This window comes from Prochlorococcus marinus str. MIT 0917, from assembly GCF_027359575.1.
Lineage (GTDB): Bacteria > Cyanobacteriota > Cyanobacteriia > PCC-6307 > Cyanobiaceae > Prochlorococcus_B > Prochlorococcus_B marinus_D.
Genome location: NZ_CP114784.1, coordinates 1103957 through 1126393, shown reverse-complemented (window position 1 = coordinate 1126393; position 22437 = coordinate 1103957). Strand labels below are relative to the sequence as shown.

The following is a 22437-nucleotide window of genomic DNA, read 5'->3' as shown; positions in this document are numbered from 1 at the left end:
TTTGAGGTGAAAAATAAAGTATTAAATAATTTAAAATTAATAGTATTTTTAATTATTTTTTTTACTTTTTCTCAACTTTATTATACCAGGAATTTTAATTATACTGAAGATTTTGAACTAATCATTGGTGAAAGTTCAAATCTTCCTGCAACCTGGATTGGCAGTAGAGATGTAGATAAAAATATCCCTATTTTAATATTAGCTGGCCATGCTGATTCTCAGGGCTTGGCTGGTGCTGGTACACCTGGCGAAGCTGTTGATAAGTTTGGTTTGAATCCAATGCATCCTGAAATTAGTGATGAACTTTTTTGGAATTTAAAATTACAAGAATCAATTGTTAACCTTGGCAAAAAGAAAGGTTTGAATATTAGAGCGTATGACCCAAAAATAAGAAATATAGATGATGCTAACGATCCAAGAACGAATTGGTCAGTAGGTAGGAGATTTTCCAAACGCGGTGGTTATGCGCTTGAAATTCATTTTGATGCATATGGTAAGTATGGAGTTGGTTCAGGCTTAATCCCTCCCTTTTCTGAGATGCCAAATAAAATAGACGAGTCAATCGCAAGAACATTTGGAAGGTTTCCTGTTTCATTTAGAGGAGGTTTAGGTGCTCCAAGAAGGCAAATAAGGATTCTTGAAATTGGGAAATTAGAGGGCTTGCTAGAACAAAACCTCAGAAATTTAAAAACACGAAAAAAAACAATAAAACTCCTTGCTAATGAAATAGTTCAGGCTTTTTTAAATGGAATAATTTAGAAGTGTAGTATCTAATCCAATGCTTGATGAGTTAAACATCTCTCTTCCAGAGATTTATCTGTAAACCAATCTTGAGGCTTAGTAAATAAATCTGTTAGAAGCGCCTCACGTGAATTTTTTTCTGGCTTATAGCCATACTCCCATCTTGCTAAGGGCGGTAATGACATCAATATTGACTCTGTTCTTCCATTCGTTTGTAATCCAAAAATGGTGCCTCTATCCCATACCAAATTGAACTCAGCATATCTACCTCTCCTATAAAGTTGAAAGTCTCTTTCTTTTGTTGAAAAGCTTTGATTTTTTCGCTTTTTGATTATTGGCTCATAGGAGGGCAGAAATGCCTGCCCGCATGCTTTGGCAAGTGAAAAAAGATTTTCCCAATTCAAAGAATATTTCCCTAGCTCTTTTGAGATTCTAGAGGCGTTCCCGTTGGGATTTTGACCTTTATAAAGTAAGCCGGTTCCATCTTGATAGTCATAAAAAATACCTCCAACTCCTCTTGTCTCATTTCTATGTTTTAGAAAGAAATATTCGTCACACCAAGGTTTAAAAACCTTATGAAGATCTTTGTTGATTGTGTCACATGCAGCTTTATGGCATGAGTGAAAGTGACGCGTGTCAGATAGATATGGATAGAATGGTGTTAAATCAGCTCCTCCCCCAAACCACCAAACAGGACCTGCTTCGAAATATCTGTAATTAAGATGAACAGTTGGTATATAGGGACTTTTGGGGTGCAGAACCATTGAGGTGCCTGTCGCAAACCAAGAGTGACCTTTAGCTTCTGGACGTTGGCTAATGATTGATGGTGGAAGTTCATTGCCATGCACTTCAGAGAAATTAACCCCTCCCTGTTCAAAGATTTTTCCATTTTTCAAGACTCTTGAGCGTCCACCACCACCCTCTGGTCTCTCCCAAGATTCTTCTAGGAATTTGCCTTCTCCATCGATAGTCTCCAAACCAGCACAAATTTCATCTTGAAGCCCTAAAACAAGCTTTTTGGCTCGATCTCTTGAGTTTTTTGCCGGTAAATTGGCTTGATCTTTTAAGGAGGACAAAATTAATTGTATTTTGCTTTCTTTAAAAAAATACTTTCAAATGATGCAAATTTCACACCAATATTGGAAAAGTTTGTATTGCGAATGTTTTTTACTTATGAATAAAGGCAATATTATTGGATAAAGAGGTGCAATATAGGTCGATTTTTTTACTATCATCAAATGTAATAGAAACTAAGAATGAAAACCAACGAGAAGGTTTTAAAAGCATTTGATTCAGTCAAAGATGTCGGAAGTAAACGATCTATTGTTGAACTTGGATGGCTGGAAATAGTTTCAGTAAAGCCACCGAAAATTGTTGTAAGACTGACTCTCCCTAATTTTGCGTTAGCTCAAAGAAGTCAAATAGCAAATGATATTAGGGAAAGCATTAAGTCTTTGGAAGATGTAGAAGAAGTACAAATTGAGATAGGAGATGCATCTCCATCTGAGGAGTCTCCTTCTCCTATTGGTCAAGCCGGACATGGTGGTCAATCTCAGGGATTAACTCCAATACCAAAAGTGAAAAATGTTATCGCCATAAGTAGCGGTAAAGGTGGTGTCGGTAAAAGTACTGTTGCCGTGAATTTGGCTTGTGCCCTTAGTCAAAAGGGTTTTAAGGTTGGCTTGCTTGATGCTGATATCTATGGACCCAATACGCCTTATATGCTTGGCGTTAGCGAAATAACTCCAGAAGTCAGTGGCTCGGGCGCAGAGCAAAAGATTATTCCCATTGAGACATGTGGGATCGGAATGGTTTCAATGGGATTATTAATTGATCAAAATCAGCCAGTCATTTGGCGGGGGCCAATGCTTAATGGAATTATTCGACAATTTTTATATCAAGCTTCTTGGGGTGAACGTGATTTTTTAATAGTAGATCTACCTCCAGGGACAGGAGATGCCCAACTTTCTTTGGCGCAGGCAGTTCCTATGGCAGGTGTGATAATAGTCACTACTCCACAAAATGTATCGCTTCAAGACTCAAGAAGAGGGTTGTCAATGTTTAAACAAATGAATATTCCTGTACTCGGAGTGATTGAAAACATGACTTATTTTATCCCTCCAGATCAACCACAAAAATCATATGAGATTTTTGGTTCAGGAGGAGGGAATCAATTAGCTAAAGAGAATAATGTACCTTTGTTGTCTCAGATACCAATAGAATCTGATACTTTTTCTGGTACAGGGAAGGATCTACCAGTTGTTCATACATCTCGAGATTCAATAACAGCAAAAGTATTTTTAGAACTTGCAGGAACTTTATGTAATGCATTATCTGTTAAACAGTGATTTAAAGTAATTATGAGTTTTGGTCGCAGTAAAATACCTAATTTAAAAATAGTTAGAAACAAAAAATTTTGGAAAGATGTAGATTTAATAATTTGGATTGTACCTATTATTTTAGTACATTTATCTTGCTTATTAATTGCAAGTACTCAAAGAAATCTTGGCATTACAGATTGGTATCAACATGCAATTATTGCTTATATAGGTTCTTTTATTGTTTATTTTTTAGCACAATTTCCTTTGCAAGATTTAAAAAAATATATCATAACAATATATTCTTTTACTATTTTAACACTTTTATATGTAAATTTTAGTGGCACTACAGCTCTAGGTGCAAAAAGATGGCTCAGCTTTGCTGGTTTATATATACAGCCATCTGAATTTGCAAAATTAACCTTAATACTTATCTTGGCTTCTATTTTAGAGCGCAAAACATTTTCTGGGCTATCTCATTTAATTAAACCCTTATTAGTTTCATTCTTGCCTTGGGTTTTAGTTTTTTTACAACCTGATCTTGGTACATCTCTTGTGTTTGGAGCCACACTTCTTGGAATGTTGTATTGGTCAGGAATGCCATATGAGTGGGCATTTATTATTTTGGCTACTTTTGTGACAGGATTAATAGGATATTTATATCAATTCGGTCTTTTTATATGGATTCCAATAATTTGGTTTATTTCGTATAAGTCTCTGCCAAATAAAAGAAAGTTACTAACATTATTTGTTGTCTTGTTTCATTCTTTAATAGCAAAAATATCTCCTTGGTTTTGGGAAAATGTTTTAAGAGATTATCAAAGAGATCGATTAATTCTTTTCCTTAATCCCAGTAAAGATCCTTTAGGTGGTGGATATCATATGCTTCAAAGCAAAATAGGTATTGGATCTGGAGGATTGTTGGGTTCAGGTTTGATGCAAGGCCAATTAACTAAATTAAAATTCATCCCTGAGCAACATACTGATTTCATTTTTAGTGCTCTTGGAGAAGAAACAGGTTTCTTAGGAACTTTATTCGTCTTATTTTTATTTTTTATTCTAATTTTTCGACTAATAAAAATAGCCATTGAGGCGCGTACTGATTTTGAATCTTTGATTGTTATTGGAATAGCTTCAATGTTTATTTTCCAAATTATGGTGAATATATTTATGACTGTTGGCCTAGGACCTGTCACGGGAATCCCATTACCTTTTATGAGCTATGGAAGAACTGCCTTATTTGTTAATTTCATAAGTCTGGGCTTATGTTTATCTGTCTCTAGACGAGGCCAGTCAGTAAGAAAAAATCTTTGATTAGATACTTTTGCTTATGTGTATTTGAAACGCATTAATTGACTTTTAGCAGAGCTTTGAAACTAATTCTGGTGAATAGGCGAATACCATCTTGAGGCTAAGTTTTTGCATCTATGTAAAGGAAGGAATCCTCACTTTCAGATTAAACATGAGTTTCATTGGATTAGTTATTATTATTGGATGAATTATATTTCCCGGCTTTAAATCTCCTAGCTAGTCCACTGATAGACGAATTATGTGATTTGTCCAAAGAGACTTTATTTGCCTTTTTAATGGATTGATTGAGCTTAAATGTACAATGCTCAATTCATCTGTTTTAAATATTCATCTAAGCCACCTTAATGAGTCTCAACTGTAGTTTCTATGCTTTTTCATCCTTTAAAATATAATCATCTTAATGGATTTAAAGGTTTTAATGAGGTTAGGAGGATTTTGTGAGCACTCCTCAAGTAACTATTCAAGATTTGCAAAAAAGAATGGCTCAAGGTGTCCCTCGTGCCACATTCAGTGAGTCTGCAGTAAGGAGAATGTGGTGGGCAGCTCTAGATACTCTTCAGTCAGACATATTGCTACCAATGAATCTTACAAGAGGTTTGTGGTTGTCTTCGCCTTTGCCGGCATTATACGAACCTAAATTACTCAAGAAATTCCAAGGATGGGTTTGGGCGCCAAAGGATTTGCTGAGCCTTACAAAGCCCTCCATGGGGATGTTACCTCCCAGTCAATCAATTTCGATGAATTCCCATAATGATTCTTCAGGCTATGAGCGACTGACTCTTTGGCAGGAAGATGGAAATGATCCACTGCTAATTGTTATTACACCTGAAATTCAAATTGCATTAGCTCTGGAAGGTAAATCTCAGGACAGGAAATTATTAATGCGAAGTGATCCTGAAACTTTGAGTGATCTTTTGACAATGCTTGATAATAGATTGAACATTGAAAATGTTGAACAAGCAAATAATCTCCGAAATGCACTTGGAGAGATGGGTCAGCTTAAAACAAATGATGATTTATCAAAGGTATTTTGGCCTTTACTATCTCAACGTCTCGCAGATATTGCACCAAGTTTAAATATTCATACTTTGCCCGATAGCTTAATTAATGATCACAAGTTAAGTTCAAAAGATAGTGAAATTTCCTTGCTAGAAGCCCTAACTCATGAAATTAGAACTCCATTGGCGACAATAAGAACATTAATTAGATCTCTTCTAAGAAAGAAAGATTTACCTAAAGTCATTGAAACACGTTTGAAGCAAATAGATATTGAATGTACAGAACAAATTGATCGTTTTGGTTTGATTTTTAATGCAGTAGAGCTTGAGAGAAGCGAACCTGAACAAACAAATTTAGCTTCAACTGATTTAGGTAAAATGCTGAACATTTTGTCTCCAGTCTGGAACAATCAGCTAGAGCGAAAAGGCTTGAAACTTATTCTTGATATCACACCGGATTTACCTAAGGTTTTGAGTGACGCAGAGGGTCTTGAATTAATGTTGACGGGTCTTATTGATAGGAATAGTCGTGGATTAAAAGCGGGTGGAGAATTAACTTTGAAATTAAGGCCAGCTGGACAGAGATTAAAGCTTCAAATCTTGACTAAGCTCTCCCCAACTGCTCATTATGGACTTTCAGAAAGTGTTTCCAATGAAGAAATTGGACCAGTACTTAGTTGGAATCCAAACACAGGAAATTTGCAGCTTAGTCAAGCTGCAACTCAAAGACTTTTGAAAAGTCTTGGCGGCCGTCTTGCTAATAGGCGAGATAGTGGAATGACGATATTTTTTCCAATTTCTGAATTAAAAGAATTTGATCATCAAGGTTAATGTTGACGCGTGTGAAGTTGACGTGAAATGAGTCAAAAGGCACAAAATAAAGTGCTAATTTAAAAATATAAAGAATAAGTCGATTTGATTGAAAGCATGACTGAAGTATTACCTGGAACACTTCCAAAGCACATTGGTAGCACTGGTGGATTATTAAACTCGGCTGAAACCGAAGAAAAATATGCAATTACATGGACAAGTAAAACTTCTGAGGTTTTTGAACTTCCAACTGGCGGAGCTGCAGTAATGCATGAGGGAGATAATCTCATGTACTTTGCGAGAAAAGAGCAGTGTTTTGCTTTGAATACTCAATTGAGGGGTTTTAAGCCCAGAATTGAAACAAGTAAAATATATAGAATTTATCCTGGGGGAGATAGAGAATTACTTTTCCCTAAAGATGGCGTTTTCTCTGAGAAACCTAATGAAGGTCGCATTAAAGAGGGTTACAACAATAGGCGAATTGGTGAAAATCCTAACCCAGCAAGTTTGAAATTTAGCGGTAAAAAAACTTACGATGCATAAGTTATTCGATTTCAACTTTTGACCCCTTTTAATCTATGTATTGGGCTGCCATTATGCAGTCATGTTTAGTTTAGATAAGGAAGAATTTCTTTTATCAGCCTCCAGCGGGGCCAACTATATTCCCTTGGCAAAAAGTTGGCCTGCAGATTTAGAAACTCCTCTTACAACCTGGCTTAAAGTTGGTAATGATGGCTCTCCAGGAGCATTGCTTGAATCAGTAGAAGGAGGAGAAACTATAGGTAGGTGGAGTGTGGTGGCAACAGATCCTCTCTGGAAGGTGATAGTAAGGGGTGATGAATTGACTAGATGCTGGAGAAATGGAAAACAAGAAAAGTTCCATGGAAATCCAATCGAGATACTCAGGAATATGCTTGAGCCTTATAAATCTGTTTCTTTATCTGGCTTGCCACAATTAGGACAACTTTTTGGAATGTGGGGGTACGAGCTAATTCAATGGATTGAGCCTTCAGTACCTACTTATGAATTATCAGAGCAAGACTTACCTGATGGTATTTGGATGTTTATGGACAAAATTCTTATTTTTGATCAAGTAAAACGTCTAATAACAGCTGTTGCATATGGAAATATGAGTGATGGAGTCTCTGCTCAAAAAGCTTATGAGATTGCCTGTGAACAAATTAATGGACTTCAAGATTTAATGGCTTCTCCTTTAAAACCCATAAAGTCTTTAAGGTGGAATGAAATAGGGAATAGATCTTTTGATATGACTAGTAATATATCAAAAATTGAATTTGAAAATAGTGTTGAAGTGGCAAAGGAATTTATTAAAGAAGGTGATGTTTTTCAGTTAGTTCTTAGTCAAAAACTTGAGTCAACTGTTACGCAAACACCTTTTGAACTATATCGAAGCTTGAGAATGGTAAATCCCTCTCCATTTATGGCATTTTTTGACTTTGGAGACTGGCAACTTATTGGTTCTAGTCCAGAGGTAATGGTCAAGGCCCAACTAACGGGAAAGGGGATTCAAGCAAGTTTGAGACCAATTGCGGGTACACGTCCTAGAGGTAAAGATGATTTGGAAGATGCAGCTTTAGAGAAAGATCTTTTAAAAGATCCCAAAGAAAGATCTGAGCACGTAATGTTAGTAGATTTAGGTCGAAATGACTTAGGTAGAGTTTGTTCCCCAGGGAGTGTGTTTGTAAAAGAATTAATGGTTATAGAAAAATATTCTCATGTGATGCACATAGTCAGTGAGGTTGAAGGCACCCTGAAAAAAGACAAGGATGTTTGGGACTTATTAATTGCCTCTTTCCCCGCTGGAACAGTTAGTGGAGCCCCAAAGATAAGAGCAATGCAACTAATCAATCAATTAGAAAAACAACGTAGAGGGCCTTATTCCGGCGTTTATGGGTCTATAGATTTAAATGGAGCTTTGAATACAGCTATTACTATCAGAACAATGATTGTGCGTAAGCAAAATAAAAATTATTTTAATGTTCAAGTACAAGCTGGGGCAGGAGTAGTTGCGGATTCCATTCCTTCTAATGAGTTTCAAGAAACTTTAAATAAAGCGAAAGGGATGTTTACTGCTTTAGCTTGCCTAGAGCCTCATGATTTATGACCAACTTAATGCTTTTAAAGGGGTTTGAAGTGGAGCTTTTTACTGGCACACAAGATGGTAAAAATGTAGGTATTGCATCTGCTATCACTCAAGATTTATCAGACTTCGTCAAAGAACCTGATCAAAGAAATCTGGAGTACATAACTGTTCCTGATCATAGATACGCTGTTTTAAAACATGCACTGTTACTACCAAGACAAAAACTTAGGAAATGGCTTGATTGCCAAAAACTTACAATCCTTCCAGGAAGCACACTTAGTCTTGGTAATACTAGAATTTTTGAAAGGTCAGATTCAGAAAATTCTTATCACTCATTTATAGAAAAAAACTATGGCACTAATGTTGTAACAGCAAGTATTCACATCAATTTAGGTATTGAAAACTTATCCTTACTTTTTTCGGCTCTTCGCTTGGTGAGATGTGAGGCATCATTATTTCTTGCATTAAGTGCTAGTTCTCCTTTCTTGGGTGGATATGCAACGGGTGCACATTCACAAAGATGGGTTCAATTCCCTAAGACACCATCGAATGTTCCTCTGTTTGTGGATCACGCACATTATGTGGGATGGGTTGAAGATCAATTAGGTCAAGGCAATATGCAAAACGAAAGACATTTGTGGACATCAGTAAGACCAAATGGTCCAGAAAGGCCTCATATCCTAAATCGCTTAGAGCTAAGGATATGTGATTTGGTCTCTGATGTTGATTTGCTTTTAGCGATTACCGCTTTACTTGAGCTCAGAATTATTAATCTAAAAAACAATATGAAGAAATTTGATCCAATTGAGGCAAGCTCTAAAACAAAAGAGGAATTGGCTCTATTGGCAGATGAAAATGATTTGATCGCTGCTAAATCTAGCCTTGATGCAAATTTATATCATTGGAAAAATGGGGAACCAATAAACTGTCGTGATTGGATAAAGGAACTTCTTTTAGATGTAACTCCTTTGGCTAAAGAGCTTGATATGTTTGAGTTGATTCAACCTATTGAAGCTGTTTTGACAAATGGAAATCAATCAATGAAATGGCTTCATTCTTATTCCAAGGGAGTATCAATTAAGTCCTTGCTTCAGAAAGGTATTGATGAAATGGAACGAGAAGAGATCAATTTCATGCAAATGATGCAATCTACTAGTGACTAAGTCGGCAGAACTGCCTCATAATATATTTATGTTGAAAAATTCTTCTAGCGAAAAAATCTCTAATCACTCGACAGGATGTGTTGAGGGTCCTGATCCTGGATATTTGCTGCAACAAAGGCTTGAACTGGTTGAGGATCTATGGAAAACAGTTCTCAAAAGTGAATGTCCACCTGATCAAACAGAGAGATTATTGCTTTTAAAACAATTAAGTGACCCTAGCAAGTCAAATCAAGATAATTCCTCACAAGCAATAGTCCAATTGATTACTGAAATGGATTTAGTAGAGGCGATATCAGCTGCTAGGGCTTTTTCTCTTTATTTTCAGTTGGTAAATATTCTTGAGCAACGTATAGAGGAGGATAGTTATCTAGAAAGTATAGAAAAAGGAAAGTTAGACAATAGTAATTATCAAATAGATCCATTTGCTCCAGCTTTAGCGAGTCAGACTGCCCCTGCAACTTTTACACAATTATTTGAGCGATTACGTCGTTTGAATGTTCCTCCAGCTCAACTTGATGCGTTGATGAGAGAAATGGATATTCGTCTTGTTTTTACAGCTCATCCAACTGAAATAGTTAGACACACTGTTCGCCACAAGCAACGCAGGGTAGCAACTCTTTTGCAGCAACTTCAATCTAATAGCTTAATTTCCGAATCGGAGAAGGCAATATTTAGATTGCAACTAGAGGAGGAGATAAGACTTTGGTGGAGAACTGATGAGCTTCATCAATTTAAACCGACTGTTCTTGATGAGGTTGACTATGCGCTTCATTATTTTCAGCAGGTTTTGTTTGATGCCATGCCTCAATTAAGAAGGAGATTGACTACGGCACTTGCTTCAAGTTTTCCAGATGTAGAGATTCCTAATGAAGCTTTTTGTACGTTTGGTTCATGGGTAGGTTCAGATCGTGACGGGAATCCGTCTGTTACTCCTGAAATCACATGGAGAACAGCGTGTTATCAAAGACAATTAATGTTGGATAGGTATATCGCATCAGTTCAAGAGCTAAGAGACCAACTCAGTATCTCTATGCAATGGAGTCAAGTAAGCTCGCCTTTGCTAGAGTCATTAGAAATGGACAGAGTTCGTTTCCCTGAAGTCTATGAGGAAAGGGCTGCTAGATATAGACTAGAACCTTATCGCTTGAAACTTAGCTATACACTAGAGAGGCTGAGATTGACTCAATTACGTAATAGGCAGCTAGCGGATGCTGGATGGCAATCATCACCGGAAGGAAAGCCTTTAACGTCTACTAAAAATAGTTTTGATGAATTTCTTCACTATAGATCTGTAGATGAATTAAAAAATGAATTAGAGCTTATTAGAAATAGTTTGGTTAGTACAGATCTCACATGTGAACCTCTAGATACTTTATTAAATCAAGTTCATATATTTGGTTTCTCTTTGGCTAGCTTAGACATTAGGCAGGAAAGTACACGACATAGTGATGCGTTGGATGAGCTTACTCGCTATTTAGATCTGCCTGAGTCATATGGTGTGATGGACGAGGATAGTCGAGTCAAATGGTTGATGAAGGAATTAGGCACTCGTAGACCACTTATTCCTCCTGCTTTTGAGTGGTCTAAAACTACTCAAGAAACCATCTCGGTTTTTCATATGCTGCGTAGGCTTCAGAAAGAATTTGGTACTCGTATATGTCGCTCCTATGTGATTTCAATGAGTCATACAGCATCAGATTTATTAGAAGTTCTTCTTTTAGCCAAAGAGTCAGGTTTGATTGATCCAACTTTAGGAGCTGCAGATTTTCTCGTTGTTCCATTATTTGAAACGGTTGAAGATTTACAACATGCTCCTTCTGTAATGGAGTCGTTGCTCCAGAAAGATGTTTATCGTGACTTGCTTCCACGAGTAGGAGAGAAAAAACAACCGCTTCAGGAACTTATGCTTGGATATTCTGATAGTAATAAGGATTCTGGTTTTCTTTCAAGTAATTGGGAAATTCATAAGGCTCAAATAGCACTCCAAGACTTGGCTAGTCAACAAGGAATAGCATTGCGGATTTTTCATGGTAGAGGAGGGTCTGTAGGAAGAGGAGGTGGACCAGCTTATCAAGCTATTTTGGCTCAACCTAGTGGTACGCTTCAGGGACGAATAAAGATTACAGAGCAAGGGGAGGTTCTAGCCTCAAAATATAGTCTTCCAGAACTGGCTTTATATAATCTAGAAACTGTAACCACAGCTGTTATCCAAAATAGCTTAGTTACCAATAAATTAGATGCTACGCCAAGTTGGAATGAATTGATGACTAGACTTGCAGCTCGTTCAAGAGAGCATTACCGAGCTTTAGTACACGATAATCCTGATTTGGTTCAATTTTTTCAAGTAGTTACTCCAATAGAAGAAATTAGTAAGTTACAAATTTCTAGTCGTCCTGCACGAAGAAAGAGTGGTGCAAAAGATTTATCAAGTCTTCGTGCTATACCCTGGGTCTTTGGTTGGACACAAAGTCGTTTCCTTTTACCGAGTTGGTTCGGGGTTGGTACTGCTTTGTCTACTGAACTAATGACAGACCCCAACCAAATGGAGATGTTGCGGATGTTGAATCAGAGATGGCCATTCTTTAGAATGTTAATATCTAAAGTAGAGATGACACTTTCAAAAGTTGATTTGGATGTAGCCCATCATTATATGGTTAGTTTAGGTGGCCATGAAAATCGGGATGCGTTTGCTGGGATTTTCGAGATTATCTCAAATGAATATACCCTGACTAAGAAATTAATTTTAGAAATTACTGATAAGTCGAAACTGTTAAGTGCAGACCCTGCTTTGCAATTGTCTGTAAATCTGAGAAATAGGACTATTGTCCCTTTAGGATTTTTACAGGTCGCGCTTCTCAAACGATTGAGAGATCAGAATCGTCAACCACCAATCAGTGAAGATTTGAGTGTTGACTCTACACAAAGTTCACGTACATATAGCCGTAGTGAATTATTGCGTGGTGCATTGTTGACTATCAATGGCATTGCTGCAGGGATGAGAAACACAGGATGACATGCTTGGATTGAACTCAGCAAATCAATGTCCTCAAATCCCTGAGGGCTTTGTTCTCCTTCGGAGTGAACTCGTTTCTGTACGTAAAATAAATAGGCTTCTATCAAAATGTAATCAGGATACTCATCAACCAAGGAAGTTAGAATTAGCTTTGAAAAGTAGTGATTTTTATTTGACTCTTCTTCAAAGGACTTCTGAAAATCTTGTAGGTTTTGTCCGTGTGACAAGTGATAAAGGTTTAAATGCAAATTTGTGGGATTTAGTAGCAGAGCCTGGCAATCAACAAGAAAAATACATATCTATTGTAGTTTTTAAGGCAGTTGAAATAATTAGACGGGAGTTGCCAGGTTGTAGCATTTCTGTTGCGGCTCCATTAATTTCACTTAATTCATTGAAAGCTAATGGATTTTTATTAAATCCCAATGGTATTAAAACAATGGGGGTTAGACTTTGAAAAAATAATTTACGAGCATGGAGGGACTCGAACCCCCGACTCTCAGAACCGGAATCTGATGCTCTATCCAACTGAGCTACATGCCCAACGAAGGGTTGTTATTAAAAAAGGCCAAATACTAAGACCTTATTAAAATTAGCTTACATACAAATTCCATAAAGAAACATTCAACTTCATCAGTTAGAACTAAATAATTTTCGAAATTATCGGCGTTTTCAGTTTGAGTTGACTGAAAATCGTTTGATAGTAATAGGTCAAAATGGAGTTGGTAAATCTAACCTTCTGGAATCCGTAGAGCTTTTATCAAGTTTACGTTCTCATCGATCTAATCGAAACCAGGATTTGGTTTATTGGGACCAAGACAAGGCTTACTTATCTGCGATGCTTGAGGATGATCAAAAACTATCTTTAGAATTAAATAGAAAAGGTGGTAGAACCGCCTACAAAAATGAAAAACTTTTAACTCGTCAAATAGATTTAATTGGACCGATGAGAAGCGTAGGATTTAGTACACTTGATCTAGAATTAATTAGAGGAGAACCTTCTCTAAGAAGGAATTGGTTGGATAGAATTGTTCAACAACTCGAGCCTATTTATTCTGATTTGATGAGAAGGTTTTCGAGATTACTTAGGCAAAGAAGTCAGCTTTGGCGAAATTTAATTGTTGAATCGAGCAGGAATAAAAATCTTCTATTAGATTCTTTTGATATGCAAATGGCTTTGGTGAGTACAAGAATTCATCGAAGACGTAGGCGTATCCTGGAACGTCTACTTCCCATCGCGTCAAGTTGGCAACAACATCTAAGTAATAGTAGGGAGAAGCTCAATATTATATATTTGCCGGGTAGTAAAATTGAGGGCGAAGAGAGTGAAAGACTTTGGAGGGAGAGTATTGAACGTCAACTTTTAGAAATGAGGCCTGAGGAAGAGTCAACAGGTTATTGTCGAGTGGGTCCTCATCGTGATGATGTGCAGTTTCAACTTAATGGAGTGGATGCTAGACGTTTTGGGTCTGCTGGTCAGCAGAGGACTATTGTATTGGCTTTGAAATTGGCTGAATTAGAATTAATTAAAACAGTGTATGGAAAATCTCCAATTTTGCTTTTAGATGATGTTTTGGCAGAGCTGGATCCCAAACGACAATTATTGCTTTTAGATGCTGTCGGTCAAAAACATCAATGTTTAATTAGTGCAACGCATGTCGAATCTTTTGAAGGTGAATGGGTACGCAACTCACAATTAATGCAATTAGATTCCTTGGGTTGAAACAATTGGTCGGTTATTGTGGGGATGATTTTTGAATAGAAATGGAACCTTTTTTTCCAGAATTGCATCCAAATCCTGGATGGCGTGAATCTTGCAAGTCAAGTGATATAGAAATCTTAGATAAAAAATCTAGCGAGAATATTGGCAGACACTGCATACTTGAACTTTATCAATGTGATAATGCGAAGCTTAATGATGAAGCTTTTATAAGGACAACCATTACATCATCAGCCAAGATTTCTGGTGCAACACTTATAAACTTGGTAACACATAGTTTTAAGCCTCAGGGAGTTACGGGACTAGCTTTATTGGCTGAATCTCATATCTCCATACATACATGGCCCGAGATTGGTTATGCAGCTATTGATGTATTCACATGTGGTGACCATACGATGCCTGAAAAAGCTTGCAAGTTACTTTGTAAAGATTTTTTGGCTAAGAACTTTTCTTTTAAAAATATCACAAGAGAAATTCCTTCAGGAATTCAAACTTTGCATCGTGAACTTTGATCAAAATGCAAAGAGAAAGTAAATCAATAATCATTGTCTCATTAGCATTTACTTTAATTAGCCTTGATGTCTCTAGTGAGCTTTCCACTAATAAACCCCTCGAGATCTAGGCTTATTGAATGGAAACCTAAATATAAAAAATATTTAATTAATTTATCTTTTTCAATAATTTTAAGAAAGTTATCTATTTCATTCGCCGGTAATTCGATTCTGGCTGATAGACCTTGACTTCTCACACGTACTTTTGAAAAACCTCGATTAATAATCCATTCTTCTGCTAAGGCAATTTGCTCAAGCCGTTTTGAACTTATTTCTTCTCCAAAAGGAATACGAGAGGCTAAACATGGTTGCGCAGGTTTATCCCACCAAGGTAAACCTAATGATTTAGAAATCGAACGAATTGATTTTTTATCTATTTTTAGCTCGGCAAGAGGTGATATCACTCCTGCCTGATTAGATGCGTTAATACCTGGTCGAAAATCGTGAAGATCGTCATAATTAACTCCATCGATGACCTGAGCATGATGAAACCTCTTTGAAATTTGATTTAAATGTTTGTGCAATTCTTGCTTGCAAGCAAAGCATCTATTTTCAGGGTTTTTAAAATAATTTGGTTCATTAATTTCATTCGTTTGGCATTCTTCATGATTAATACCAATCCAAGCTGCTTGAAGACGTGCTTGCTGTAGTAGATATGGAGCTAAAGAAGGCGAGACACCAGTAACGGCAAAGGCTTTTGAACCAAGTTGCTCTTGCGCTATTGTGGCTACTAAAGAACTATCAACGCCGCCAGAAAAAGCAACACAAGCATAATTTATATCCTTAATAAACTCCCGTAACAATTTTAATTGCTTCAGTTCTGAGTCAGTTAAAGATTCAAGTTGACTGAAAAACACGTTTTAAAAGATCATTAATTTGATTAAATTGAGACTCGTTAGCTCTGTCATTTTTGTATGTATTTTGCATATTCTATGACGTCTAATGTAGAAGAAGTTAAGTTGCATGCATAAGAAGCAGAATCATCGATCGTGGTATCAAACGGTATAGGAATTACGACAGCATCGGAAAGCCAAGAACGTAGTCACGGACAATTACATGTTTATGACGGAGAGGGTAAAGGGAAGAGTCAGGCAGCTTTGGGGGTGGTTTTGAGGACAATAGGACTAGGGATATGTGAGAAAAGACAAACAAGAGTATTACTTCTTAGATTTTTGAAAGGTCCTGGTCGGTCCTATGACGAAGATGCAGCAATAGATGCTTTGCAGCAAGGCTTCCCTCACTTGATTGATCAAGTGAGGACTGGTAGGGGCGAATTTTTTACCGCCGACCAATCCACCAAATTTGATTATCAGGAAGCTCAAAGAGGATGGGACATAGCAAAGGGGGCAATTGCTAGTGCCTTATATTCAGTTGTTGTCCTGGACGAATTGAATCCTGTTTTGGATTTGGGATTATTGCCTATTGAAGAAGTTGTTAAAACACTTACTGCAAGACCAAACGGTATGGAAATTATTGTTACGGGAAGAGCTGCACCCAATTCTCTTATTAAAGTTGCGGAACTGCATTCTGAAATGAGAGCTCACAGACGACCTGAGATTAATAACGGTGAAATTCTTTTTGAGAATAATGTTGGTGGAATTGAGATATATACCGGTGAAGGTAAAGGCAAATCAACCAGTGCTTTGGGTAAAGCTTTACAAGCTATCGGTAGAGGAATTAGTCAGGATAAAAGTCATCGTGTATTAATTTTGCAATGGCTTAAAGGTGGTAGTGGTTACACAGAGGATGCTGCTATTGCAGCTCTTCGAGAAAGTTATCCTCATTTAGTGGATCATCTTAGATCTGGTAGAGATGCGATTGTTTGGAGGGGCCAGCAAAAGCCCATTGATTATGTAGAAGCTGAAAGAGCATGGGAAATTGCAAGAGCAGCTATTTCAAGTGGTCTTTATAAGACTGTGATTTTGGATGAGTTAAATCCAACTGTTGATTTGGAACTCTTACCAGTTGAGCCTATTGTTCAAACATTGCTACGTAAACCTGCAGAGACTGAGGTGATTATTACAGGAAGATGTAAAAACCAACCAATATATTTTGATTTAGCAAGTGTTCATTCTGAGATGGTCTGTCACAAGCACTATGCAGAAAAAGGAGTTGATTTAAAAAGGGGAGTTGATTATTAGTTTTAATTAATTTTTTCGTTATTCCAGGCTTCAATACCTCCTTCAATATTAATACCTCTAATTCCAAATTTATTTAAATGCTTTAGTGCGCGCAATGATCTGTTCCCACTTTTACAGAATACATAAAGATTTTTTTTTGCGGTAAGAATTTTAATTTCATTAATGGCTTCCCCGCTTTCAATAGTACTCAGGGGTATAAGCCTTGAACCTGAAATTGAACATTGATCGTGTTCATTGAGGTTGCGAACATCTATTAATAGTATTTCTTTTGAAGATTGGCTAAGGAGTCTCTTTAATTCCTTGATTGAAATACTTTTTATATAATAATCTACCTCATTTTTCACTTTAATGTCTGAACAAAACTTTTGATAATCTATTAGCTTATGTATATTTTTATTTTCAGGATTAGATTTCAATGTTAGCTCTTTAAAGCTCATTTTTAGTGCATTAAAAATGAGTAGCCTTCCGTTTAGTGGATAACCAATATTTGTTATTATCTTAATGGCTTCTGCTGCTTGAATTGTACCAATAATTCCTGGAAGGATTCCCATGACACCTGCTTCAGAGCATGATGGGATTAGTTCTTTTGGAGGGGGTGTTGGAATAAGATCTCGATAGTTGGGGCTATCTTCCTTCAGATTAAATACACTTACTTGACCTTCGAATCTAGCAATAGAAGCATATATATTGGGCTTATTAAGTATTAGACAAGAATCATTTATTAGGTAGCGCGTTGGGAAATTGTCAGAACAATCACATATTACATCATAGTTGTTAAGTATTTCTAAAGCATTGCTACTTGTTAGCTTTTGATTGTGTAAATCTACTCGACAAGAGGGATTTAGTTTGAGTAAGTGTTGCTTAGCAGAAGCTGTTTTTAATAAACCTACTGAATTGGTTGAATGAATGATTTGCCTTTGTAAATTTGAGTATTCAACTACATCAAAATCAACTATTCCGATACGTCCAATTCCAGCTGCTGCAAGATAAATTAAAAGTGGAGATCCTAGTCCTCCTGTTCCAATGCAAACAACTGAGCTTGTCTTTAATTTTTCTTGGCCTTTAATGCCTATTTCAGGAAGACTTATATGTCTTGCATACCTAGAAATTTCTTCAGAACTTAAATTTTTTTCATTCTGGCTTTGCTCCATCAATCAAACCTTTCCTGATTAATTTACGTTAAAGAAAAAATCTTAATTTTCACTCTTTGAAAGTTTAATTTATTTTTGACCCACCATGCTTTTAAATCTCCATCTCTATTTGAAATAACCATAAGACCAGGAGATTGGTGTAAGAATAAATCCATTTCTGAAGGTTTGTTTTCACCTGAAGGATGAGAGTGTGCAGAACATAAAACTTCTAGATCATGCTCTCTTGACCATTTGTGAGATGCAATTTGATCTTTAGCGTCTACTTCGAAGCGATTTTTTTTGGATAATTGCATATTTTTTTGATTAGAAAACTCCCCTATATTTTGATCAATTAATTTCGAATCTTTTTCTCCCCAAATATTTCGACAATTCCAGATGTGAGTTACCTCCCAAATATTTTTTTTGTGATCTTTAGCCGAGCTGTTGGTTTTGCCAATTAACATACAGCAGCCTTCCTCTGGCTCTGCCTCCTTTAAAAATCTAGAGAGAACACAATTCGTTTCGTTATGGAATTCAATATATTTTGGAATTTTCATGGGAAAAAATGATTTAATTCGGCATTCTCTCTATTTTGGTTCGGACTTATCTCTACTCAGCCTATGGCATTTATTAAATTAATTCGATACGCTCAATTTATATTTGCTAAGTAGCTTGTGTTCATGTCTGATGTAAATCCTGATTCTAAAGATGAATCAAAGGCTGGGAAAACAGAAGGAGTTAATTTTTCAGAACGTTACAATGATGTAATGGGAAAAGTTAATGAATCTTTGAGCAAAATTGATTGGACTCAAATGGGTAAGTATGGCAAGGCGGCAGGGATCATTGCTGTTGTTGTTTTAGCGCAAGTTTTAATCAAGGTTGTTATTGATACAGTTAATTTCTTCCCGATTCTTCCTGGTTTGCTAGAACTTCTTGGAATTGTTGTTTTAGGCCAATGGAGTTGGCAGAACTTAACAACAAGTGAAAAAAGAACAGCTGTCTTTGACAAAGTTCAAAATCTTAAGAAAGAGTACTTAGGATAAATTTATAAGAGAGAAAAGAACAGATCTGAGGTCTCTTTACTCACGAGATCTCAGATCTTTTAGTATTTTTAGTGAATTTTCTTTGTATGAACCACCGAAAATATTTGCATGATTAAGTAAATGGTAAAGATTATAAATATCAGTTCTATCCTTTGAAAATTTATCTAGTGGCCAAATCTCTTCATATCCTTGATAAAAATCTCTATTAAAACCACCAAATAATTTAGTCATTGAGATATCAACTTCTCTGTCAGCCCAGTAACTGGCAGGATCATAAAGACTTCCTAAACCATTTCTAGTACTTCCACAATTCCCGGACCATAAATCACCATGAACTATTGATATCCTTGGGTCATGATCATTTAGATATGAGCTTAAATATCTTAAAACATCCTCATAATCATCAACTCTAACGCCCCATGCTTTTGCTTTTATAAGTTGTGGTCTAAGACGATAATTCACAAAGAATTCTCCCCAGCTATTGTCCCAACCTCTTATTTGGGTGCTAGAACCTATAAAACCTTCTTTTTCCCATCCGAATTTTTTTGGGCTCCATTCACTCGAGGATTTATGCAGCAGTGCTAAGCCTTTCCCAAGGAGATTTTGTTGGGATTGTTTGAGATCTATCCATTCTAAAAAAAGTATAGATATGTTTTGATAACTTATGAGATCAAGTGCTTTAGGAACGCAGATATACGATTTATTAGCAAATCTTTTTAGAACTGAAAGACACTCACGTTCAAACTTAAACATATTAATATTGTCAATGTGATTTGATTTGGCAAAAACTTTCTTGTCATTTTGGAAATGAATGCACCAAGCTTTATGGATACAACCGCCGCCTATCGGAATTATTTTTTCTATTAGTGAGTTGTTGCTTACTTTATCTGAACTTGAAAGGGCCTTTTGGATTAATTCCTCCATTCACTGTATTCTCGCTTGATAATTTTTATGTCTGAAGAATCTATCATTGTTGTTGGGGGAGGGATAGCTGGCTTAACAGGTGCTGCTCTTCTGGCTAAAGAAGGTTATCAGGTAACTTTGGTCGAAGCACATAGTCAATTAGGTGGTTGTGCAGGAACTTTTAGCAGAGGTTCTTATACCTTTGATGTAGGCGCTACTCAAGTTGCAGGACTTGAAAAGGGGGGGATGCATCATCGTTTATTTAATTATTTAGATATTCCGTTACCTGATGCAAAAATTTTAGATCCTGGATGTTCAGTCGTTCTTGGTGATGGGAGTAGGCCAATCAATCTGTGGCATGATCCCTTGAGATGGAAGAAAGAAAGACAAGAACAGTTTCCTGGGAGTGAGATCTTCTGGTCCTTATGTTCTAAAATTCACGAAAGTAACTGGGCATTTGTCGAAAGAGATCCAATACTTCCGGTAAGAAATTTTTGGGATTTAAGTCAATTAATTAGAGCCATACGTCCTTCCAATCTTTTAACAGGTTTTTTGAGTAAGTTGACTATTGCAGACTTGCTTGCAATAACTGGTTGTCATAAAGATAGACGTCTACGAAGTTTTTTAGACCTTCAATTAAAACTTTACTCTCAAGAGCCAGCAAGTAGAACGGCAGCTTTATATGGTGCAACTGTTCTTCAAATGGCCCAAGCCCCAAGAGGGCTATGGCATATTCATGGATCCATGCAAATTCTTAGCGATGTGTTGAAAGATAGTTTTTTGAGAGATGGTGGAAGACTGTTGATTGGGCATAGAGTAACCAAAATATTAAATAAAAAAAAATCACATATTTTTGATGTCAATGTGATTGATAGAAGAAAGAATTTGATACAGCTGAAAGCGTCAGATATTGTTTTTAGTTTGCCTCCTCAATCTCTTTTAGATTTAATTCCTATTGATGGAGGTTTATCAAGAGCATACCGTGACAGTATAAAAAAATTATCCAAGCCTAGTGGTGCCCTTGTATTCTATGGAGCTCTTCGTCGTACTTACTTACCAGTTGATTGTCCAGGGCATATTCAAATATTTGATGAAAATTTTGGCTCTTTATTTATTTCTATAAGTATGGAAGATGATCAGCGTGCACCAGCTGGAATGGCTACTTTAAATGCAAGTGTATTTGTTGATATTAATCAATGGTCTAATCTAGATAGCCAATCTTATGCCAGAAAAAAAAGTATTTTATCAAAACAGATTAGAACTATTTTAAATAAAAAGTTTGATTTGCTAGAGACGAGTTGGGATCATCAAGAACTGTCAACCCCAAGAAGCTTTGAAAGGTGGACAGGACGTCCTGGTGGGATCGTCGGAGGGCTTGGTCAACATCCAGATCAATTTGGTCCTTTTGGCTTGGCGAGTAGGACCCCTCTTAGAGGTTTATGGCTTTGTGGAGATTCAATATATCCTGGCGAAGGTACAGCTGGTGTAAGCCAATCAGCCATGATGGTTGTCAGGCAACTCATGGAATCTAAAGGTAGACATTTGAATATCCCTGTCTTTACTTAGTAGGTTTTAAAATAAAATTCTGTCTTTCTTCCTGAGTATTGATTAGTATTTTTTCTAGCTCACTCCAGTTCTCTTCAAGTAAATATTTTTCAAACAGATCTAGAGAATGTCTATAAGAGGCCAAATGTCTCTCTATATTTTTCTTGTTAAATTTTGCCATGGAGACTCCTAGTGTTGGGTTTCCACCTCCGACCCTAGAGGTGTCAGCAAACCCACTGGATGCAATACTTTTTGCCAGTGAATATAAGGTGGGCTTTGCATCTGCACTGAGTGTATTCAGCAATGCCGCGCTAATTAGAACTGGTAAATGTGAAATTAAGCCTACAGCTTCATCATGTATTTGAGCTTCAGAGCTTATCCATTGACTCCCAAGTGACAAAGCAATTTGGTGCACTATTTCGAGGGCTTTTTGATCAGTTTCTTTACTTGGAGTAACTACCCATGGCTTGTTTTTAAATAAATTATGTCGACCTGCATCTACGCCAGATTCTTCCGTTCCTGTCATTGGATGACTTGCTACAAAACGGGGATGGAGCTTGTTCCAAGTATTTAAAATAGGGACTTTTACAGATCCAACATCAGTAACAACAGCATTTCTAGGAATAGCATTGATTAAAGCTGTTGAAGGATTTAGAAGCTGCTCAAGTGGTAACGCAATATAAATAAGAGAACAACTCTTTAAAATACTTGGATCAGTACTAACAATTTGGGCTAGTTTTCTTTCTTTGGCTTTTTGTGCAGTTTTTTCTCGATGCGTAATTCCACACACTGTAAATCCAAGCTTTTGGAGATCTAAGCCTAAGGAGCCTCCAATTAGACCTAATCCAACAATTCCTATATTTGCAGAAGTTTTTGTTTTAAGCTCCATAAATTGTATTGTTCTATATCTTTATTGATAGGGCAACATGATTAAAAGAATTTATTGATA

20 protein-coding genes and 1 tRNA gene are annotated in these 22437 nt (G+C 36.6%); 14 read left to right on the top strand and 7 right to left on the bottom strand.

The genetic code is table 11. From position 1 onward, the window contains the following. Positions 1-6: 6 nt before the first annotated feature. Positions 7-759, top strand: coding sequence for an N-acetylmuramoyl-L-alanine amidase (locus O5637_RS06575; RefSeq protein WP_269603580.1), 753 nt, complete (start codon positions 7-9; stop codon positions 757-759). A gap of 11 nt (positions 760-770) precedes the next feature. Here O5637_RS06575 and hemF read toward each other — a convergent pair whose 3' ends face one another. Next, a complete protein-coding gene (hemF, locus tag O5637_RS06570; protein WP_269603578.1) occupies positions 771-1817 on the bottom strand; it encodes an oxygen-dependent coproporphyrinogen oxidase in 1047 nt (348 codons plus the stop codon). Positions 1818-1997: 180 nt separating this feature from the next. Between hemF and O5637_RS06565 the strand changes: the two genes are divergently transcribed. From O5637_RS06565 to O5637_RS06530, 8 genes are all read left to right on the top strand, one after another. Next, on the top strand, positions 1998-3089 hold the full coding sequence (locus O5637_RS06565; RefSeq protein WP_269603576.1) for an Mrp/NBP35 family ATP-binding protein: 1092 nt from the start codon (positions 1998-2000) through the stop codon (positions 3087-3089). Between the two features lie 9 nt (positions 3090-3098). Further along, positions 3099-4373, top strand: coding sequence for a rod shape-determining protein RodA (gene rodA / locus O5637_RS06560; RefSeq protein WP_269606940.1), 1275 nt, complete (start codon positions 3099-3101; stop codon positions 4371-4373). 434 nt (positions 4374-4807) lie between these two features. After that, positions 4808-6199 (top strand): sensor histidine kinase, encoded by a 1392-nt coding sequence (locus O5637_RS06555; protein WP_269603575.1) that lies wholly within the window; start codon positions 4808-4810, stop codon positions 6197-6199. 96 nt (positions 6200-6295) lie between these two features. After that, positions 6296-6721, top strand: coding sequence for a photosystem I reaction center subunit II (psaD, locus tag O5637_RS06550; RefSeq protein ID WP_269603573.1), 426 nt, complete (start codon positions 6296-6298; stop codon positions 6719-6721). A 61-nt stretch (positions 6722-6782) separates the two neighbouring features. Then, the gene (locus O5637_RS06545) at positions 6783-8303 is read left to right on the top strand and encodes an anthranilate synthase component I family protein (protein ID WP_269603572.1); all 1521 of its coding nucleotides are present in this window, start codon (positions 6783-6785) and stop codon (positions 8301-8303) included. Further along, positions 8300-9445 (top strand): glutamate--cysteine ligase, encoded by a 1146-nt coding sequence (gene gshA, locus O5637_RS06540; RefSeq protein ID WP_269603570.1) that lies wholly within the window; start codon positions 8300-8302, stop codon positions 9443-9445. The genes O5637_RS06545 and gshA overlap by 4 nt, the downstream gene beginning before the upstream one ends. Positions 9446-9473: 28 nt before the next feature. After that, the gene (gene ppc, locus O5637_RS06535; protein ID WP_269606938.1) at positions 9474-12458 is read left to right on the top strand and encodes a phosphoenolpyruvate carboxylase; all 2985 of its coding nucleotides are present in this window, start codon (positions 9474-9476) and stop codon (positions 12456-12458) included. A 1-nt stretch (position 12459) separates the two neighbouring features. Beyond that, entirely contained in the window at positions 12460-12912 is a 453-nt protein-coding gene (locus tag O5637_RS06530; RefSeq protein WP_269603567.1) for an N-acetyltransferase, read from the top strand. A 12-nt stretch (positions 12913-12924) separates the two neighbouring features. On the opposite strand, the gene O5637_RS06525 is transcribed toward O5637_RS06530, so the two are convergent. Beyond that, positions 12925-12998 (bottom strand) — tRNA-Arg (locus tag O5637_RS06525). Positions 12999-13077: 79 nt separating this feature from the next. Between O5637_RS06525 and recF the strand changes: the two genes are divergently transcribed. Together recF and speD are read left to right on the top strand one after the other, a co-directional pair. Then, positions 13078-14178, top strand: coding sequence for a DNA replication/repair protein RecF (recF, locus tag O5637_RS06520; RefSeq protein WP_269606936.1), 1101 nt, complete (start codon positions 13078-13080; stop codon positions 14176-14178). 41 nt (positions 14179-14219) lie between these two features. Next, a complete protein-coding gene (speD, locus tag O5637_RS06515; protein ID WP_269603566.1) occupies positions 14220-14687 on the top strand; it encodes an adenosylmethionine decarboxylase in 468 nt (155 codons plus the stop codon). A 53-nt stretch (positions 14688-14740) separates the two neighbouring features. Here speD and larE read toward each other — a convergent pair whose 3' ends face one another. Further along, positions 14741-15583: an ATP-dependent sacrificial sulfur transferase LarE gene (larE, locus tag O5637_RS06510; RefSeq protein WP_269603564.1), complete on the bottom strand. Its 843-nt coding sequence runs from the start codon at positions 15581-15583 to the stop codon at positions 14741-14743. Between the two features lie 132 nt (positions 15584-15715). On the opposite strand from larE, the gene O5637_RS06505 reads away from it, so the two are divergent. Beyond that, complete coding sequence (locus O5637_RS06505) at positions 15716-16867, top strand: cob(I)yrinic acid a,c-diamide adenosyltransferase (RefSeq protein ID WP_269603562.1); 1152 nt, start codon at positions 15716-15718, stop codon at positions 16865-16867. A 2-nt stretch (positions 16868-16869) separates the two neighbouring features. Here the strand turns inward: O5637_RS06505 and moeB are convergent, their stop codons facing one another. Next, positions 16870-18018, bottom strand: a complete 1149-nt coding sequence (moeB, locus tag O5637_RS06500; protein WP_269603560.1) for a molybdopterin-synthase adenylyltransferase MoeB — start codon at positions 18016-18018, stop codon at positions 16870-16872. A 23-nt stretch (positions 18019-18041) separates the two neighbouring features. Beyond that, positions 18042-18554: a M67 family metallopeptidase gene (locus O5637_RS06495; protein WP_269603558.1), complete on the bottom strand. Its 513-nt coding sequence runs from the start codon at positions 18552-18554 to the stop codon at positions 18042-18044. A 123-nt stretch (positions 18555-18677) separates the two neighbouring features. On the opposite strand from O5637_RS06495, the gene O5637_RS06490 reads away from it, so the two are divergent. Continuing rightward, positions 18678-19040 (top strand): CAAD domain-containing protein, encoded by a 363-nt coding sequence (locus O5637_RS06490; RefSeq protein ID WP_269603557.1) that lies wholly within the window; start codon positions 18678-18680, stop codon positions 19038-19040. Positions 19041-19076: 36 nt separating this feature from the next. Here the strand turns inward: O5637_RS06490 and O5637_RS06485 are convergent, their stop codons facing one another. Continuing rightward, complete coding sequence (locus O5637_RS06485; protein WP_269603556.1) at positions 19077-19964, bottom strand: fructosamine kinase family protein; 888 nt, start codon at positions 19962-19964, stop codon at positions 19077-19079. A gap of 27 nt (positions 19965-19991) precedes the next feature. Here O5637_RS06485 and crtD point away from each other — a divergent pair, with 27 nt between their 5' ends. Then, on the top strand, positions 19992-21509 hold the full coding sequence (gene crtD / locus O5637_RS06480; RefSeq protein ID WP_269603555.1) for a C-3',4' desaturase CrtD: 1518 nt from the start codon (positions 19992-19994) through the stop codon (positions 21507-21509). Here crtD and O5637_RS06475 read toward each other — a convergent pair. After that, the gene (locus tag O5637_RS06475; RefSeq protein WP_269603554.1) at positions 21502-22377 is read right to left on the bottom strand and encodes a prephenate/arogenate dehydrogenase; all 876 of its coding nucleotides are present in this window, start codon (positions 22375-22377) and stop codon (positions 21502-21504) included. The two genes, crtD and O5637_RS06475, sit on opposite strands and share 8 nt — an antisense overlap. Between the last annotated feature and the right edge of the window lie 60 nt (positions 22378-22437).